18 protein-coding genes and 1 pseudogene are annotated in these 17,163 nt (G+C 70.6%); 9 read left to right on the top strand and 10 right to left on the bottom strand.

From position 1 onward, the window contains the following. Positions 1-79 precede the first annotated feature (79 nt). Genes A6A29_RS20765 through A6A29_RS20775 form a run of 3 tightly spaced genes read left to right on the top strand, consistent with a single transcriptional unit; the run spans position 80 to position 1,990 of the window. The gene (locus A6A29_RS20765; RefSeq protein WP_073721859.1) at positions 80-943 is read left to right on the top strand and encodes a helix-turn-helix transcriptional regulator; all 864 of its coding nucleotides are present in this window, start codon (positions 80-82) and stop codon (positions 941-943) included. Between the two features lie 10 nt (positions 944-953). After that, positions 954-1,688 (top strand): AzlC family ABC transporter permease, encoded by a 735-nt coding sequence (locus A6A29_RS20770; RefSeq protein ID WP_073721860.1) that lies wholly within the window; start codon positions 954-956, stop codon positions 1,686-1,688. Continuing rightward, a complete protein-coding gene (locus A6A29_RS20775) occupies positions 1,685-1,990 on the top strand; it encodes an AzlD domain-containing protein (RefSeq protein ID WP_073721861.1) in 306 nt (101 codons plus the stop codon). The genes A6A29_RS20770 and A6A29_RS20775 overlap by 4 nt, the downstream gene beginning before the upstream one ends. Before the next feature lie 15 nt (positions 1,991-2,005). Here A6A29_RS20775 and A6A29_RS20780 read toward each other — a convergent pair whose 3' ends face one another. Further along, positions 2,006-2,920: a hypothetical protein gene (locus tag A6A29_RS20780; protein WP_073721862.1), complete on the bottom strand. Its 915-nt coding sequence runs from the start codon at positions 2,918-2,920 to the stop codon at positions 2,006-2,008. A gap of 80 nt (positions 2,921-3,000) precedes the next feature. On the opposite strand from A6A29_RS20780, the gene A6A29_RS20785 reads away from it, so the two are divergent. Both A6A29_RS20785 and A6A29_RS20790 read left to right on the top strand, forming a co-directional pair. Further along, positions 3,001-3,195 (top strand): DUF3046 domain-containing protein, encoded by a 195-nt coding sequence (locus A6A29_RS20785; protein ID WP_073721863.1) that lies wholly within the window; start codon positions 3,001-3,003, stop codon positions 3,193-3,195. A 248-nt stretch (positions 3,196-3,443) separates the two neighbouring features. After that, complete coding sequence (locus A6A29_RS20790) at positions 3,444-4,685, top strand: AI-2E family transporter (protein WP_241838587.1); 1,242 nt, start codon at positions 3,444-3,446, stop codon at positions 4,683-4,685. A gap of 32 nt (positions 4,686-4,717) precedes the next feature. Here the strand turns inward: A6A29_RS20790 and A6A29_RS47575 are convergent. Beyond that, positions 4,718-5,466, bottom strand: a pseudogene (locus tag A6A29_RS47575) (hypothetical protein). A gap of 250 nt (positions 5,467-5,716) precedes the next feature. Here A6A29_RS47575 and recA point away from each other — a divergent pair. After that, positions 5,717-6,859, top strand: coding sequence for a recombinase RecA (gene recA, locus A6A29_RS20800; protein ID WP_073721864.1), 1,143 nt, complete (start codon positions 5,717-5,719; stop codon positions 6,857-6,859). A gap of 3 nt (positions 6,860-6,862) precedes the next feature. Then, positions 6,863-7,606, top strand: a complete 744-nt coding sequence (recX, locus tag A6A29_RS20805) for a recombination regulator RecX (RefSeq protein ID WP_073721865.1) — start codon at positions 6,863-6,865, stop codon at positions 7,604-7,606. 131 nt (positions 7,607-7,737) lie between these two features. Here the strand turns inward: recX and A6A29_RS20810 are convergent, their stop codons facing one another. Continuing rightward, positions 7,738-8,439 carry a DUF6197 family protein gene (locus tag A6A29_RS20810; RefSeq protein WP_073722015.1) on the bottom strand — a complete coding sequence of 234 codons (702 nt, stop codon included), beginning with the start codon at positions 8,437-8,439 and terminating at the stop codon, positions 7,738-7,740. A gap of 220 nt (positions 8,440-8,659) precedes the next feature. Between A6A29_RS20810 and A6A29_RS43210 the strand changes: the two genes are divergently transcribed. Together A6A29_RS43210 and A6A29_RS20820 are read left to right on the top strand one after the other, a co-directional pair. Then, on the top strand, positions 8,660-9,433 hold the full coding sequence (locus A6A29_RS43210) for an ArsR/SmtB family transcription factor (RefSeq protein ID WP_107468273.1): 774 nt from the start codon (positions 8,660-8,662) through the stop codon (positions 9,431-9,433). Beyond that, positions 9,430-12,105 carry an ABC transporter permease gene (locus A6A29_RS20820; protein WP_073721866.1) on the top strand — a complete coding sequence of 892 codons (2,676 nt, stop codon included), beginning with the start codon at positions 9,430-9,432 and terminating at the stop codon, positions 12,103-12,105. The genes A6A29_RS43210 and A6A29_RS20820 overlap by 4 nt, the downstream gene beginning before the upstream one ends. Before the next feature lie 102 nt (positions 12,106-12,207). Here the strand turns inward: A6A29_RS20820 and A6A29_RS20825 are convergent, their stop codons facing one another. From A6A29_RS20825 to A6A29_RS45315, 7 genes are all read right to left on the bottom strand, one after another. Beyond that, positions 12,208-12,654 (bottom strand): rhodanese-like domain-containing protein, encoded by a 447-nt coding sequence (locus A6A29_RS20825; protein ID WP_107468274.1) that lies wholly within the window; start codon positions 12,652-12,654, stop codon positions 12,208-12,210. Beyond that, positions 12,651-13,343, bottom strand: a complete 693-nt coding sequence (locus A6A29_RS20830; protein ID WP_073721868.1) for a cysteine dioxygenase — start codon at positions 13,341-13,343, stop codon at positions 12,651-12,653. Before A6A29_RS20830 ends, A6A29_RS20825 begins: the two co-directional genes overlap by 4 nt. A gap of 73 nt (positions 13,344-13,416) precedes the next feature. Then, positions 13,417-13,503, bottom strand: coding sequence for a putative leader peptide (locus tag A6A29_RS48100; RefSeq protein WP_311605579.1), 87 nt, complete (start codon positions 13,501-13,503; stop codon positions 13,417-13,419). 32 nt (positions 13,504-13,535) lie between these two features. Next, complete coding sequence (locus A6A29_RS20835; RefSeq protein ID WP_073721869.1) at positions 13,536-15,191, bottom strand: FAD-dependent monooxygenase; 1,656 nt, start codon at positions 15,189-15,191, stop codon at positions 13,536-13,538. 156 nt (positions 15,192-15,347) lie between these two features. Beyond that, positions 15,348-16,343 (bottom strand): amino acid ABC transporter permease, encoded by a 996-nt coding sequence (locus A6A29_RS20840; protein ID WP_079182923.1) that lies wholly within the window; start codon positions 16,341-16,343, stop codon positions 15,348-15,350. Beyond that, positions 16,340-16,987 (bottom strand): amino acid ABC transporter permease, encoded by a 648-nt coding sequence (locus A6A29_RS20845; RefSeq protein ID WP_073721870.1) that lies wholly within the window; start codon positions 16,985-16,987, stop codon positions 16,340-16,342. Before A6A29_RS20845 ends, A6A29_RS20840 begins: the two co-directional genes overlap by 4 nt. After that, a complete protein-coding gene (locus A6A29_RS45315) occupies positions 16,984-17,121 on the bottom strand; it encodes a hypothetical protein (protein ID WP_158074432.1) in 138 nt (45 codons plus the stop codon). Before A6A29_RS45315 ends, A6A29_RS20845 begins: the two co-directional genes overlap by 4 nt. Positions 17,122-17,163: the final 42 nt, after the last annotated feature.

The following is a 17,163-nucleotide window of genomic DNA, read 5'->3' on the forward strand; positions in this document are numbered from 1 at the left end:
CGTGCGGAAGGCGTGCGGCGGGGGCGCGGCGATCTTGCCGGGCCTGCGGAAAGCAGCCGGGACCTGCGAGAATTCGCCTATGGCGGGAGTGGACGGGACGAAGGAGTGGGCGAGGTACTGGCAGCACGCGGAGCTGCCCGACCTCGATCTTCTGCGCGCCCGGTACGTCCGCCACACGTTCCCCCGGCACAGCCACGAGGGCTACGTCTTCGGCACGATCACCCGCGGCGTCGAGGACGTCGGACTGCCCGGCGGCACGGTGCACGCGGGCCCCGGCATGGTGGTCATGATCAATCCGGAGGTGCCGCACACCGCCCGCGCCGGAGTCCCCGAGGGCTGGGTGTACGCCACGCTCTATCCGTCGGCCCAGGTGATCAACGACATCGCTGCCGACGTGACGAGCCTGCGCGGGACCGTCGGGTTCGCCGAGACCAGCGCGGCCGACCCCCGGGCGGCCCGGCTGATCACCGAGATACACCGTGCCGCGGAGGAGGGCAACGCGCTGGCCGCCGACAGCCTGCTGCGGGTCATGGTGGCCCGGCTGCTGAACCGGCACGGCAGCCCGTTGCCCTCCCTGGCGCCGCACGCCGCGGGCGCCGGCGACGCCGCCCGTGCCCGTGCCGTGCTGGAGGAACGGATGACCGGGCCGCCCACCCTGGAGACGCTGGCCGCCGAACTGGGCACCAGCCCGTTCGCGCTGCTGAGGGCCTTCAAGAAGCGCTACGGGATGCCGCCGCACACCTGGCTCACCGATGCGCGTGTGCGCCGGGCGCGACGCATGCTCGACGCGGGTGTCACCCCCGCCGACGCCGCGGCGGCCGTCGGCTTCACCGATCAGCCGCATCTCAACCGTCACTTCACCCGGATCGTGGGGGTGCCACCGGGCGCGTACCGGCGCGAGCGCGCAAGAACGTACAAGACCGGCCCGGACCGCTCCCCGTAACGTTCCGGACGTGGCAGAACAGACAGCACCCCCTCAGAGCGCGGACGTCGGCGCCGGGCGGGAGAAGCCGGACGCGGCGGTCGTACGGGACGCGCTCGGCGTCGGCATCGCCGTCGGGCTCTCCGGCTTCGCGTTCGGCGTCACCTCGGCAGGATCCGGACTCACGCTTCTCCAGACCTGCGCGCTCAGCCTCCTCGTCTTCACCGGAGCCTCGCAGTTCGCCCTGGTGGGCGCGCTCGCGGCGGGCGGGAATCCGTACACCGCGGCGGCCGGAGCGTTCTTCCTCGGCGTACGCAACGTCTTCTACGGCCTGCGCCTGTCGCAGCTGCTCTCCCTGCCGCGCGCCCTACGTCCCTTCGCCGCGCAGTGGGTCATCGACGAGACGACGGCTGTCACGCTGCCCCAGCCCACCCGGCGGGCCGCGCGGATCGGCTTCACGGTCACCGGGCTCACCCTGTACGTGCTGTGGAACCTGACCACGCTGGTGGGCGCGCTGGGTGCCGAGGCGCTCGGCGACACCGACGCCTGGGGGCTGGACGCGGCGAGTCCCGCGGTGTTCCTGGCGCTGCTCGCGCCGATGCTGAAGAGCACCACGGAACGCGTCACGGCGGCACTCGCGGTGCTGCTGGCCCTGGGCCTGCTGCCCGTACTGCCCGCGGGACTGCCGGTTCTCCTGTCCGCGCTCGCCGCACTCGTGGTCCTGTTCCTGACGGGGCGCCCGAAGAAGGCCGAGGAGCTCCGATGAACGTCTGGATCGCCATCGGACTGACCGTCGTCGGCTGCTACCTGGCCAAACTCCTGGGGCTGGTCGTACCGGCCGGAGTGCTGGAACGGCCACTGGTGCAGCGCCTGGCCGCGCTCCTCCCGGTGGCGCTGCTCGCCGCCCTCACCGCACAGCAGACCTTCGGGGACGGCCGGCAGCTGGTGCTCGACGCCCGGGGCGTGGGCCTCGCCGCGGCAGCGCTCGCGCTGGCTCTGCGGGCCCCCTTCCTGGTCGTGGTCGGCGCCGCCGTCGTGGTGACGGCGGGCGTACGGGCGCTGGGCTGAACGGCACCGGCCCGGTCAGCCGAGCCTGCGACCGTACGCCCGCAGGGTGTGCAGTGCCTTCAGCGTCACCAGGGGACGGCCTTCCAGCTCCGTGCCCGGTGCCCACCGGCGCCAGTTCACCGGCCAGCCGCCGTCCTCCTGCTGCTCGGCCGCCAAGTGGTCGAGCGAGCGGTCCAGCTCCTCGTCGGTGAACCAGCGCCGCGCCAGCGACCCGGGTGTACGGGCGTAGTCGTACGGGAAGTGGTGCTCACCCGGCGCGTAGCCGGGCGACCCCGGGTACTCCGCCCGCCGCTCCGGGTCCAGCACCGCCAGCCGTTGCTCGCGCACCAGCCGTCCCAGCCGGCCCGCCGCGGCCTCGGCGCGGGCGCGGTCCGGGGCCCCGTCCAGGAAGGCGACCGCGGCCTCGATCTCGTACGGATGTGACTGCTCCAGGGTGTCGACGGCATCCCAGCAGAAGTCCGTGGCCCGGAACAGCCAGGCGTGCCACACCTGATTGCGGTGCAGCAGCCCGACGATCGGGCCGGTGGCCAGCAGCTCGGCGGGCGGGTCGTCGACGATCGGGATGAACGGCGCGGCGGGATAGCCGCGCTGTGTGGGCAGGAGCGCGGGCAGCGCGCCCTCCTTGGTCGACACATCGGTCAGATAGCGACAGATCCGTTCTACCCGCGGTCCGTTGCAGCGGCCGATCGAGTCGAGAACGTTCAGCGCGTGGGCGGTGTGCAGCGGCTGGCTCACAGGGCCGCGGAGGTCGGGTTCGAGGGCGTGGCCGTAGCCGCCGTCCTCGTTCAGATAGGCGGCGAGTGCCGTCTCGACCGCGTCCGTATTTCCTTCGAGGAAGTCGTGGGCGAACCGCCGCTGTTCGAGGACGCGGGCGGTGAGCCAGATGAACTGCTCGGCGCGGGCGAGTGGGTTTGCTCCGGTTCCAGCCATGAACCGACCGTAGAACGGAAAGTGCCGTTGGCAGATGCGTAGCGGCCCGGCTGCACTCTCAGGAGCGGGATACTGGTGGCATGCGGTTGACGATTTTCTGGGAACGGATGGCGGACCACTTCGGTGAGGGGTACGCGGATTCGTTCGCGCGCGACCATGTGATGGCCGAACTGGGCAGTCGTACGGTGCACCAGGCACTCGCTGCCGGATGGGATGCCAAAGACGTCTGGCGAGGAATCTGCAAGGCCGTGGACATCCCCGCCCACAAGCGCTGAGAGGCCCGTGGACGACCCGGCCACAGTCGCCGACGCAGGCCCGTGGACATCGCCGCGACCAGCGCTGACGGGCCCGTGGACATCCCCGCGACCAGCGCTGACGGGGTGGGCGGCAGGCTGTCACCGGCGTAGGCGAGACTTGTTCCGTGGCACCGACAGACGAGACCGCCCAGACCCAGCCGTCCACCTCCCCGCCCGTCCCGCCGGCCGCGCCACCGACGCCGCCGTCCGGCACGGGGTCGGTCCGCATGCCCGGCTGGCTGCCGCGCGCGATGGTGCTGGCACTGGCGCTCTATGCCTGCTTCCGGCTCGGCAGCTGGGCGTTCGACCAGCTCATCGGGCTGCTGATCAACGTGCTCATCTCGTTCTTCCTCGCGCTCGCCATCGAGCCCGCGGTGAGCCGGATGTCGGCCCGCGGCATGCGCCGCGGCCTTGCCACGTTCCTCGTCTTCCTCGGTGTGCTGATCGCCGGTGTCGGCTTCATCGTGCTGCTGGGTTCGATGCTCGCCGGTCAGATCGTCGACATGGTCGACGAATTTCCCAAGTACCTCGACTCGGTGATCAGCTGGGTCAACCAGACCTTCAACACCGACCTCTCGCGGGTCGAGGTGCAGGACAGCCTGCTGCACTCCGACTGGCTGCAGAAGTACGTCCAGAACAGCGCGACCGGCGTGCTGGATGTGTCCACGACGGTGCTCGGCGGGCTGTTCCGGCTGCTGACGATCTTCCTGTTCTCCTTCTACTTCGCGGCCGACGGCCCCCGGCTGCGGCGCGCTCTGTGCTCCGTTCTCCCGCCCGCCCGGCAGGCCGAGGTACTGCGGGCCTGGGAGATCGCGGTCGACAAGACCGGCGGCTATCTCTACTCGCGCGGTCTCATGGCCCTGATCTCCGGCATCGCGCACTACATCCTGCTGGTGATCCTCGGAGTCCCCTACGCCCCGGCCCTCGCGGTCTGGGTCGGACTGGTCTCGCAGTTCATCCCCACCATCGGTACGTATCTGGCGGGCGCCCTGCCGATGCTGATCGCCTTCACCGTCGACCCCTGGTACGCGGTGTGGGTGCTCGGGTTCGTCGTGGTCTACCAGCAGTTCGAGAACTATGTGCTCCAGCCCAAGCTCACCTCCAAGACCGTTGACATCCATCCTGCGGTCGCCTTCGGCTCGGTGATCGCGGGTACGGCGCTGATGGGCGCGGTCGGTGCGCTGATCGCGATCCCGGCCGTGGCCACGCTCCAGGCGTTCCTCGGCGCCTATGTGAAGCGGTACGACGTGACGGACGACCCGAGAGTCCACGGCCGCCATGGCGGGCAGCGGGGCGAATCGGTGCGCTCACGGATTCGCCGTGCTGTGTCCGCCCCCGGCAGCGGCGACGGAAACAGCGGACCGGACCGGCGGGCCGGATCCGACGGTTCGGACCGGTCCGGGGGGTCCGACTGGCCGGAGAGCGTCGGCGGCTCGGGTGGTGCCGCGGGGACGGACGACCGTAGCTGACACCTCGCGGCCCGGAGCGGGCCTGGGGTGTCTCAGCGGTGTCCGGTGACGTCGGCGGGCCGCCCCAGGTCCTGGACCTCGGTCATGTACCGCCAGGCGTCGGGCCGGTTGCCGTCCAGGTCGGTGAAGCCGTAGACCCGCGCCAGCTGCCCGCTGGACAGGGACGTCCCGTTCCAGCGCGCCACCTCGGGGTCCTGCGCGAGGGCGGCCACGGCCCGGCCGACGAAGGACGGGGTCTCGGAGATGGCGAAATGGAGCGAGTGCGCGATCGCGTCACGTCAGGTGGCTTCGGTGACCCCGTGGGCCTGGAGCATGGCCTCGGACCTGAGCCGGCCGGGCGTGAGCGACACGGCGGTCGCGCGGTGCGGTGCCAGTCCGTGCGCGAGTGCGAAGGCCATCCGGTTCACCGCGGCCTTCGCCAGGTCGTAGAAGAACGAGACCCGGTAGTTGACGGCGTTGTACTCGTCCGTCCCGTCGGTCACCTCGATGACCAGACCACCCGGCGTGTGTCGACGAGAGCCGCTGTCTCCTCGATCGTCTCGGGCCGGTCCATCTCGGAACGCTCGGACCCGGTGGTACGACCGGTGACGTACACGGTCGCCCCGGCGGCGCCCAGCTGAACGGCGATTCCCCGGCCCGCGCCGCGGGTCGCCCCCGCGACCAGCGCGACCTTTCCGGCGAGCCCGGAACCGGTAGCGCCGCAACGTGGGCCGCCGGAACGTGGACCGCCGGGATCCGAAAGTCTTGAATGAGATGTCCGTATATGGCAGGAATTTAGCATGAGACTCGACACTCTTCATTGACTTACGGAATGACGACTGTTATAAGGCGCTACTCTCGGTTGCGTGGGCCCGGCGTGGTGCGCTTGACACTAAAATCGAACATCCATTCTCATGGGATTCCGGCCGGGTTTTCCCGGGCCCGACCGTGGAGTTGTCCACAGGCCGGGAGGACGTCGAGGCCCATTGTCAGTGGCAGGGGTTAGCGTCTTTGACGTGAAGCGATCGACTCAAGCAAATCGGGTGGAACCCATGGCAGGAAACGACCGCGAGAAGGCGTTGGACGCCGCACTCGCACAGATTGAACGGCAATTCGGCAAGGGCGCGGTGATGCGCCTCGGTGAGCGGCCGAACGAGCCGATCGAGGTGATCCCCACCGGGTCGACCGCACTCGACGTCGCACTCGGCGTCGGCGGCCTGCCGCGTGGCCGTGTGGTGGAGGTGTACGGGCCGGAGTCCTCCGGCAAGACGACGCTGACGCTGCACGCCGTGGCGAACGCGCAGAAGCTCGGCGGCACGGTGGCGTTCATCGACGCCGAGCACGCCCTCGACCCCGAGTACGCGAAGAAGCTCGGCGTCGACATCGACAACCTCATCCTGTCCCAGCCGGACAACGGTGAGCAGGCGCTGGAAATCGTGGACATGCTGATCCGCTCCGGTGCCCTCGACCTCATCGTCATCGACTCCGTCGCGGCCCTGGTGCCCCGTGCGGAGATCGAGGGCGAGATGGGTGACTCGCACGTGGGTCTGCAGGCCCGTCTGATGAGCCAGGCCCTCCGTAAGATCACCAGCGCGCTCAACCAGTCCAAGACCACCGCGATCTTCATCAACCAGCTCCGCGAGAAGATCGGTGTGATGTTCGGCTCCCCGGAGACCACGACCGGTGGCCGGGCCCTGAAGTTCTACGCCTCGGTGCGCCTCGACATCCGCCGGATCGAGACGCTGAAGGACGGTACCGACGCCGTCGGTAACCGCACCCGCGTCAAGGTCGTGAAGAACAAGGTCGCGCCGCCCTTCAAGCAGGCCGAGTTCGACATCCTCTACGGCCAGGGAATCAGCCGCGAGGGCGGCCTGATCGACATGGGCGTGGAGCACGGCTTCGTCCGCAAGGCCGGCGCCTGGTACACGTACGAGGGCGATCAGCTCGGCCAGGGCAAGGAGAACTCCCGCAACTTCCTCAAGGACAACCCCGATCTCGCCAATGAGATCGAGAGGAAGATCCTGGACAAGCTGGGTGTCGGCGTCCGGCCGGACAAGGACAAGGACAAGGACAAGGCCAAGACGGAGGCCGAGCCGGCCGCGGACGCGGCGGCGACCACCGACGGTGCGGCGAAGGCGGCACCCGCGTCGGCCACCAAGGCCAAGCCGACCAAGGCCGCGGCGGCAAAGAGCTAGACCGTGACGCGCCGTACGGAGTGGCCGGGCAGCGCCGATGAATCCGGCGCGGGACCCGGTCCCGAGTTCACCGGCGGACCCGGCGAAGGGTTCGTGTCCGAGTCGGGGGACGGTCCCGCAGGACGTTCCCGTACCCGGTCCCGCGGGGGAGCGGGAACGGGGTTCGGCGAAGGGGCGGGCCGACGTGGCCGCTCCGGCACCAGAAGCAGCGGCTCCCCTTCCTCGTCGAGGGCCGAGAAGGGGGAGCCGCGAGACCCGGTCGAGCAGGCGCGCAACATCTGTCTGCGTCTGCTCACCGGGACCCCTCGAACGCGCAAACAACTCGCGGACGCCCTGCGTAAGCGGGAGATCCCGGACGAGGCGGCGGAAGAAGTGCTGTCGCGCTTCGAGGACGTCGGGTTGATCGACGATGCGGCGTTCGCGGGCGCCTGGGTGGAGTCCCGGCACCACGGCAGGGGGCTCGCACGCCGCGCCCTCGTCCGCGAACTGCGCACCAAAGGGGTGGACTCCGCCCTTATCGACGAGGCGGTCGGCCGACTCGACTCGGAGCAGGAGGAGGAGACCGCCCGCGAGCTCGTGGCACGCAAGCTCCGCTCCACGCGGGGCCTGGACCGCGACAAACGTCTGCGCCGCCTGGCGGGCATGCTCGCGCGCAAGGGGTACGGGGAAGGCATGGCCCTGCGCGTGGTGCGACAGGCGCTGGAGGAAGAGGGCGAGGACACGGAAGGCTTGGACGAGCCCTTCTGAACCGGGCGGTGGTCCGTCCACGGGGGCGAGGGAGGGACACGGCCAGGCGGGGGAGGGACACGGCCAGGATGGGGCGGGGCGGGGTTTCCGGTCGGCGGTCGGGGGGCCGCCTTCGTGGGTGGCGGGGCGGCTCAGTGTCCGGCGGACGATGCCCGGCGGATGGTGGCGTCGATCAGGGCCAGGGCGTCGGTGGCGGTGCGGCCGGGGTGCCGGTTCCAGGGGCCGATCAGTCCTGGCCAGCCCTGGGAGCGGAGTTCGGTGATCAGCCAGGCCCCGGCCCGGTTCACGGTGCTGAGGGATCCGTAACCGAGTCGGTGCGCGGTGAGCAGGGCGCCGCAGATGCAGCGGGCGCCACGGGCGTTGCGCAGCCGGTACGGGGTGTTCTGCCAGCCCCACTCGGTCAGGACCTGCCGTGCGTAGCCGAGCTGGGTGGAGGGGCGGAGGTCCGGCTGTCCGACGCGCCGCCAGGCATGGACACGGTCGGGCAGGACCGCACCCAGCCGTCCGGGGAGCGGGCGTTCGTACGGCGGGGCGGCGGGCAGCGTCCGCATCGAGTCGTCGATGAGCTGACCGACGGGTACGGACAGCAGGCTTCGCCAGTCGGCCGAGCCCTGCGCCGCGCTCCGGGGCGGGTTCCCCGCCGCAACCGGATCCTCTGCCGGTTCCTCCGCTGATTCCTCGGCCGGTTGTGCCGACGGGGTCGACGCCGGGGGGAACGTGGGCGCGGGGGCGGTGTACTCCCAGCCGGTGACGATCTGCTGCCACGCCTCCGTCTCATGAAGGCGGGCCGCCTGGAGGTCGAGCTGATCAGGGGTGAGGGCAGTGGCTTCCATCAGTGCGACATCTCCGTACATTTCGGTCCTCTGTATGAGGCGAATGTCGGTCGCGCACGGCGATTGCTCCACTGGAGTGTGGCGTTCGGGTGTGGTGAAGGGCGTAGGGGCGGACCGGAGAGTGCGTGAGAAGCGCGTCGAACGGGGGGGCTAACCCCCGTATCAAGACGCAGGCATGCTCCAGTGCACAGATATCTGTGCACAGAGCAGTGTGTACGCCATGGCAGAGAAGCCCGGCGGTACCGAGATCACCGAACTGGCGGCGCTCAAGGCGCTTGCCCAGCCGCGACGCCAGCGGATCTTTCAGCACCTCACCCTGCACGGCCCGGCGACGTCCGCGAGCCTGGCCCGTGCCCTCGGTCTGAACACCGGGGCCACCAGCTATCACCTGCGTGAACTGGCCCGGTACGGGTTCGTCGAGGAGACCGAGCCTGAGGAGACCGAGCCCGAGGACACCGAGCCTGAGGACACCCGACCCGAGGGCACCGGGCCCGAGGGCACCGGGAACCGAGACGCGGGAGGATCCGGTTCCGGGGCGGAAGCACCCGGGGCCCACCGCCGCAGATGGTGGCGTGCGATTCCGGGCGACCGGCGCTTCCCGCCCAGGTCCCGCCAGAACCTCGAGACGCGGCTCGTCATGGACGAGCTCAACCACCACGCGTACGCCGAGGACCTCGCCCTCTTCGAACGGCTCCAGCGCGACGCCCCGCTGCCCGCCCGTGAGAGCGGTCGGCCGAGCGGCCCAGGGCAGGCGGAAGAGGCGGGAGAGCCGGACGAGGGCGAGTGGGCCGATGCCTTCGCGTACTCGCGCGGTTCCCTGCGGCTGACTCTCCCCGAACTCCGGGAGTTCTTCGAGGAGTACATCGCCCTGATGAACCGCTACAAGCGGCCCGAGGGCGATGTCCCGCCCGCCTCCCGCACGGTCCACACCCGCCTGCTCGCCTTCCCGGCCCCCGACTCCACGATCGACCGCACCGAGACGGACGCACGATGATGCTGCGCTACGCACTCCAGACGATCCGGGACCGGGAAGGCGGGTTCCTCGGTGCCCTGCTGGCCCTGATGTGCGCTGCCGCGCTCATCACCGCCTGCGGCACTCTTCTGGAGACCGGTCTGCGCGGAAGGATCACCACCGAGCGGTACGCGGCCACCCCGCTGATCGTCTCGGCCGACCAGAACGTCCACCGGACCACGGTCAAGCACAAGGGCAACGGGAAGACGAAGACCAAACACAAGGCGAAGCCCGTCGCCGAGCGCGCCTGGCTGCCCGCCGCCACCGCCGACCGGGTACGCGCCCTCGACGGTGTCCACACGGTGGTCCCCGAACTCACCTTCCTCGCCCAGCCTTTGTCCGACGGCCGGAAGCACCTGTCCGCCGACCGGCTGTCGTACGGCCACTCCTGGGCCTCCGCGCCGCTCACGCCGTTCGGGATCATCGCAGGCAAGGCTCCGTCCTCGGCCGACGACGTGGTGATCGACCGCGGGCTCGCCGAGCGGGCCGGACTTCAGCCCGGGGACCGGCTCACCGTGCAGTCCACCGGCGCTCCGCGCCCGTACCGCGTCAGCGGAATCGCCGCTCCCACGTCGGCCGATGCCTCCCTGCGCCCCGGTGCCTCCCGCGCCTCCGGTGTCTCCCACACCTCAAAGAGCTCCACCGGCTCCGGTGTCCCCACAGGCGTCACGGACCGTGCCGACGACGTGCATCGCGCCGATCTCAAGCAGCAGACCTCACTCTTCTTCGCCGCCGCAGAGGCCGAACGGCTCGCCGCCCGCCCCGGCCAGGTATCCGCCCTCGGCGTGATCCCCGAGCCCGGCACGGACCTCGGCCGGCTGGAACAGCGGGTCGAGCAGGCGCTGAAGGGCACGACGGCGCAGGTCGCCACGGGAGACGACCGAGGGCCGGTCGAGTTCCTGGACGCCGCGGGCGCCCGTATCAAACTCATCTCCATGGGAGGCGCGATGGGCGGTACCGCGCTCCTCGTCGCCGTCCTGGTCGTCGTCGGTACATTCGCGCTCTCCATCCAGCAGCGCCACCGTGAGTTGGCCCTGCTGCGCGCCATCGCCGCCACTCCGCGCCAGGTCCGCCGGCTGCTCGGCCGTGAAGCGCTGCTGGTGGGAGCCGTGGCCGGGGTGCTGGGATCGTTCGCCGGGCTGCCGCTCGCGGGCTGGCTGCACAGTCGATTCATCGACATGGGTGCCGTCCCCGCCTCCTTGGAACGCACCACGGGCATCTTCCCGTTGTTCGCCGCGGTCGCCATCACTCTCGTCGGAGCCTGGGCGGCCGCGCGGATCTCCGGTCGCCGGATCTCCCGTATCCGACCCGCCGAGGCCATGGCCGAGTCCGCGGTCGAGGGTGACCGCCCGGCGTGGGGCCGGATCGTCGCGGGGCTGGTGCTGCTGGCGGGCGGTCTCGTCCTCGTCGCCGTGCTGGGAATCCTGCGTACCGAGGCGGCGTCGACCCCGGTCACCTTCCTCGCGGTGGTCGTGCTGGCCACCGCCGTGTCCCTGCTGGGGCCGCTCCTGGTCAGGGCGACGGCCGCGCTGCTCGCCGGACCGTTGCGGCAGGCGGGTCCGGGCGGCCGCCTCGCCACCGCCAACCTGCGTGGCCACGCCGCCCGGATGGCCGCTGTCGTCACCCCCCTCACCCTGCTCATCGGGATGACCTGCACCGTTCTCTTCGTCCAGCCGACGCTCGGTGACGCCGCCCGTACGCAGGCCCGCGAAGGCACCCGCGCCGGCGCGGTCCTGGTGGGTCAGGGCCTCGGAGTCCCGTCCGCCGCCGCCCGGAAGATCCGGGCGACGCCCGGGGTCTCGGCCGCCACCGAAGTCGTACGCACCACCGTGCGGGTGGGCCTCGACAAGTACACGGCCCAGGGCGTCACCCCCGCCGGTCTCAGCCGCACCTGGGACCCCGATGTCACCAGTGGTTCGCTCACCGGTTTCACCACGACCGCTCATCCAGCGGCGATCAGTGAACTCGCCGCCGACCGGCTGGGTCTCGGTCCCGGCGACGGGCTGACGCTGCACCTGGGCGACGGGACCCCGGCGACCTTCACCGTCGTCGCCGTGTACGCCCGTGGCCTGGGCTTCGGCGATCTGACCCTGCCGTACGACCAGGTCGCCCGCCACATGGACAACCCGCTGGCCGCCACGGTCCTGGTGGCCTCGGAGCTGGGACGCGACGAACTCGCCACCGGGATCGCGGAGTTTCCCGGGATCGCCGTTCTCGAACCGGCCGCGGTCGACCGGCTCCAGGCCGACCGCACTCAGGCGAACGCCGAAGTCAACTATCTGGCCATGGGCCTTGTGCTGGCCTTCACCGCCATCGCCGTCGTGAACACCCTCGCCATGTCGGTCTCCGAACGGATCAGGGAGTTCGCGATGCTCCGGCTGGCCGGGGCGACCCGCCGACAGGTCCTGCGGATGCTCCGGATCGAAGCTCTGGCGGTGCTGCTCCTGGCCACCGTCCTCGGCACCGGTATCGCCCTGGCCGTACTGACCGCGTTCAGCGTCGGCATGACCGGCAGCGCGGCCCCCAGTGTGCTGCCCCTGGTGTACGCGGAAGTGGTGGGCGCGGCCGCCCTGTTGACCTTGGTCGCCACCGCTCTTTCCGGTCGGCTGGCGCTGAAGACCCGACCGGTGGAGGTGGCCGCATCCAGGCAGTAGCCACCCCCTTCGGACACGCGAGGGTGCTCCTGGTCAGGGTGCTACCGATCAGGAGGATGCTCCTGGTCACGAGGATGCCCCTGGTCACGAGGGTGCTCCCGGTCAGGAGGGTGCTCCCGGTCGGGCGTCGACCGGGAGCCCCTGCGCGCGCCATGCCTGGAATCCGCCGATCAGATCGGTGGCCCTGTGCAGTCCCAACTGCCGCAGCGACGCGACCGCGAGGCTCGACGCGTACCCCTCGTTGCAGATCACCACGATCCGGAGGTCGTGGCTGACCGCCTCGGCGGCACGGTGGCTTCCCCGCGGATCGAGCCGCCACTCCAGTTCGTTGCGCTCCACGACCAGCGCTCCCGGAATGAGGCCGTCCTTCTCGCGAAGTGCCGCATAGCGGATGTCCACCAGGAGTGCGCCGTCCGCCGCTGCCGCCGCCGCGTCCTGCGGGCCGATCCGGTCATAACCGGTCCTGACCCGCTCCAGCAACGCGTCGATGCCCACCCGTTCCGTACGGTTCGTGCCGCTGTCGGTATCGCTGCTGCCACCGGTGCTCACTGCCAGTCCTCCGGACGTTCGGTCTGCTCAAGGCGGAGTACCGCGCCCGCCCGGCTGTACCTGCGGATCTGCGGCAGCGGCGGGTAGTAGGCATGCACCGAGACGGCGTGTTCACGGTCGGACTCGTTCAGCACCTCATGCACATGGTGCTGCCCGAACGCCCGGCCCTGACCTGTCGTCAACTCACGTGACCGATCGACCCCTTCGCTCAACTCCAGGGTCTTCCAGCCGTCGGTGGGCAGCCGTGCGGCCAGCGAGTGTTCCCTGAGGGTGCCCGCCGCGGTGGTGAAGGCGCCGATCGAGTCGGCGTGATCGTGCCAGCCGGTGCCGGTGCCGGGGGGCCAGCCGATCAGCCATGCCTCGCTGCCGCCGGGACCGGCGAGCCGGACCCAGGTACGGCCCTCGGGGTCGAGGGGCAGGGAGCCGATGAGGGCCGTGTCCTGAGCGGTACGGCGGACGAAGTCGAGCAGCTCTGTGACGCCCGGCCCGGCGGGGGTTCCGGAAGCGGAACCGGAGAAGCCGGCGGAACCGGAGGAGGAATCGGAGACGTGCGAGGAGCCCGCACCGGAGGGGGAACCGGCACCGGAGGGCGAACCGGCACCGGAGGGAGAATCGGCACCGGAGGAGGAACCGGCACCGGAGGAGGAATCGGAGGCAGCCGTGGTTACGGAAGGGGAGGGTGCAGACACAGGGACCGTCCTGAGAGTTCGCGCGAAGGCACAGCCGTGCGGAAAGCGGCACGGGCCGGCAGGGGAAGGCGATTCAGCAGGACGGGCGACACACGCAGCCCGCGTAACGGACGAGGTCCATATGGACCCTCCGCCACAGGCGCACATCGGTGTCGGTCATGATCTGGAGTACACCATGTGCGCCTGCGAGGGTCAATTGATGTCGGCGGTCCGGTCGGAGCCGACGGAGGCACGTACCGAGTGCGCCGTCTCCGTGTCGTCGCCGGTCCCGTCCTCGGAGTGCCCGCCGCCGCGTGCCGCGTCCGCCGCCGCGTACAGCTCCGCGGGCCGCACACCGCCGAAGGCCGCCACCAGGTACCCGTCCGGCCTGACCAGCAGCACCGTGTGGGCCGACGCCCCCGGATAGCTCTCGGCCACCAGCAGCTCACTCCTGACCGGCAGCGCGTCGACGGCCTCCACGAGCCGCGGCATGACACCCGCGGTCAGCCAGTGGCGCCGGTCCCACACCCCGGTGCCCGGTGCGATCAGGATCACCAGGAAGTGCCCGCGCCCCTGCCGTTCGCGCAAGCGCACCGTCTTCCCGTCGGGCGCCGTCACCCCGACATCGGTGACCGGCGCACCAGGGGGCGTACCCACGGGGGTGTGCGCCTCGTCGCGCTGCGGAGAAAGGGGGGAGTGCGTGTACGAAGGGGGTGCGCCCAGCGGTCCGCACCCCAGATGACCGTCGGCGAGCAGGGTGTCGTGTCCTCGCGCACCGCCCGGCACCAGTGTCCGCAGCCCGCCACCGCCGCGCAGTATCGGCAGCGACTGGTCGGCGGCGCGCAGCCGTGCGGCGACCGCGGCCCTGCGCTCGGCCTGGTAGCTGTCCAGCAGCAGGTCACCGGCGCCCTGGTGCCAGGACTGGGCCAGCTTCCAGGCGAGGTTCTCGGCGTCCCGGAGCCCTTCGTCAAGACCCTGGGTGCCCAGCGCCCCCAGCAGGTGGGCGGCATCGCCCGCCAGGAAGGCGCGCTTCGCCCGCCAGCGCCGGGCGAGCCGGTGATGCAGCGTGTACACCCCGGTGTCCAGCAGTTCGTACGCCGGTGTCTCGCCGCACCACCCCGCCAGGGTGTCCCGGATCCGGGTGATCAGAGCATCGGGGGTGACCAGTTCGCCGCGTGGCGGAAGGAGCCAGTCCAGCCGCCAGACGCCGTCCGGCAGCGGTCGCGCGGTCACTTCGGCGCCGCCGTTGCGCCAGGGCGGCATCCGGTGCAGTACGGCGTGGTCCGGCCACGGAAGTTCGGCGCGCAGCGCGGCGACAGCGTGCCGTTCCACCGCCGTACGGCCGGGAAACCTGATGTCGAGCAGTTTGCGTACGGTGGAACGGGCGCCGTCGCAGCCGACCAGATAGCTCCCGCGCCACCACGTCGAACCGGGCTCCCTGGTGTGCACCGTGACCCCGCCGGGGTCCTGCTCAAGGGTGTCGATCCGGCTGAACGGCACCAGCCGCACCAGATCCTGCGCGCGGATCGCGTCCCGCAGGCCGGCGGTGAGGGCGTGCTGCGGCAGATGGACCGGGGCGGACGGTTGCGCTCCGCCCTCTTCCCCGCCGAGCGGTACGTCACGCACCAGCTGCTTGCGCCGCATCGAACGCCAGCCGGTCCACCGCAGGCCCGACTCGTCCAGGTTGGTGCAACCGAGCCGTTCCACCAGGTCGGCGGTGTCCTCGCGCAGCACGACGGTGCGTGCGGGGCGCGGCTCCTCCTTGCCCGGACCTTCGTCCAGGAGGACGGAGGGGACGCCCTGCGCGGCGAGGGCGAGCGACAGGGTCAGACCGACGGGTCCGGCGCCGACGACGATCACCGGGTCCACGGCGCGTGCCCTCCGGCCCGTACGGTCGTGCGGAACGTGGCGGTCGAAGCCGGGTGCGTGATCACAGAACGTATGCAACCCACTGGGGGTGCTTGCGTCAAGTGACCGAGGCAGCGGCGCGTGCGCCGCTGCCTCGAATGCTCCTGGTGGGAAGGGTCAGTCCTTGCCCACTCCGGCCCCGTCACCACCACCGATCCCGTCCGTACCATCCGTTGCGGTGGTCTTCGCGATGCCTGCGCCCCCTGCGCCCCCCGTGCCCGTTCCGATGCCCCCCGTGCCGGGGGCGGACGGGCCGCCGGGTGCGTCGAGCACGTCCGTGGTCCCGGTGGCGGCGGCCACCGGGATGCCGGTCTTGGCGCGCCGCCCGCGCTTCTCGATCCAGGTCGCGAGCGCCGACAGCAGCAGACACATCGCGACGTAGATGGTGCCGATGACCGCGATCGTCGAGACGTACGGGTACTGGCCGTTGACCTGAGTGTTGGAGGCGATCAGACGGGCCGTCTGAAGCAGCTCCGGGTACAGGATGATGAAGCCCAGCGAGGTGTCCTTGAGGGTCACCACGAGCTGGCTGATGATCGTCGGCAGCATGACCCGGACGGCCTGCGGGATCAGCACGCTGACCATGACCTGGGTCTTGCTCATGCCCAGGGCGTACGCCGCTTCGCTCTGTCCCTTGGGCACCGAGTTGATGCCGGCCCGCAGCACTTCGGCCTGCACACAGCCGTTGTAGACGGACAGTCCGAGCGCCAGGGCCCACATCGAGTAGTCGGTGAGGAAGCCGACCCAGATGGCGTAGATGGTGATCAGCAGCGGGATCGAGCGGAACAGCTCGATGAACGTGGCGGACACCCAGCGGACCGGCTTGTGGTCGGAAAGCCGTCCGACGGCGAGCACCACACCCAGGATCAGCGAGCCGATCGCGGCCAGGCCGAAGGCCTTGAGGGTGGCGACCAGGGCGTCGGCGATGTTCTGCCGGATGCCCGAGTAGTTGAAGATGTCCCACATCTCGGGGGCGAGGTGGCCCTTGTCGGACAGCCGCATGATGCTGACGGCGAGCAGCGCCAGGATGGCGAGGCTGCCGAGGACCGCGTAGATCCGGTTGCGGGCGGCGGCCTTGGGTCCCGGTGCGTCGTAGAGAACGCTGGCGCTCATCGGGCGACCTCCATGCGACGCTCCAGCAGCCGGAAGAGGCCGCTGATGACAAAGGTGACGACCAGGTAGCCCAGGGCCACCCAGATGAAGACGGGAGTGATCTCGTAACCCCTGTCGCTCATCAGCTTCTGCCAGCCGAAGAGTTCGGTGACGCTGAAGGCGCCCGCGATCGCCGAGTTCTTGGTGAGGGCGATGAAGATGCTGCTCAGCGGCGGGATCACGGTCCGGGTGGCCTGCGGGAGCACCACGATCCGCAGTGTCTGGGCGAACGTCATGCCGATCGAGCGCGCGGCCTCGGCCTGTCCCAGCGGAACGGTGTTGATGCCCGAACGGACCGCCTCGCAGACGAACGAGGAGGTGTAGAAGCCGAGCGCCAGCGATCCGAGCAGGAACGGGCTCATGCCCGGGAAGAGGATCTCCGGGACGACGAAGTAGAAGATCAGGAAGAGCAGGGTCAGCGGGGTGTTGCGCAGCAGCGTCACCCAGGCGGTGCCGAAGATCCGCAGCGGCGGCACGGGCGAGACCCGGAAACCGGCGATGGCGACACCGAGGACCAGGGCGATAACCGAGCTGACGGCGGTGATCGACACTGTTCCTATGAAGCCGTCGCGGAACTCTGGGAAATTGTCGAGCAGTACGTTCATGAGGTCTCCGCGTCGGCGGTCAGCGGCATCAGGGCAGGGGAAGGGGCGCCCCGTACGCACACCGCGTCCGCGAGGGGCGGCAGCGGTGGCGTACGGGACGCTTCGATCACGCGTACGGCGTCAGGGCCGGTCACACGTGCCGCATCGGTGACGAGACGTCAGCAGCGCGGAACCGG

Source organism: Streptomyces sp. TSRI0281, assembly GCF_001905125.1.
Lineage (GTDB): Bacteria > Actinomycetota > Actinomycetes > Streptomycetales > Streptomycetaceae > Streptomyces.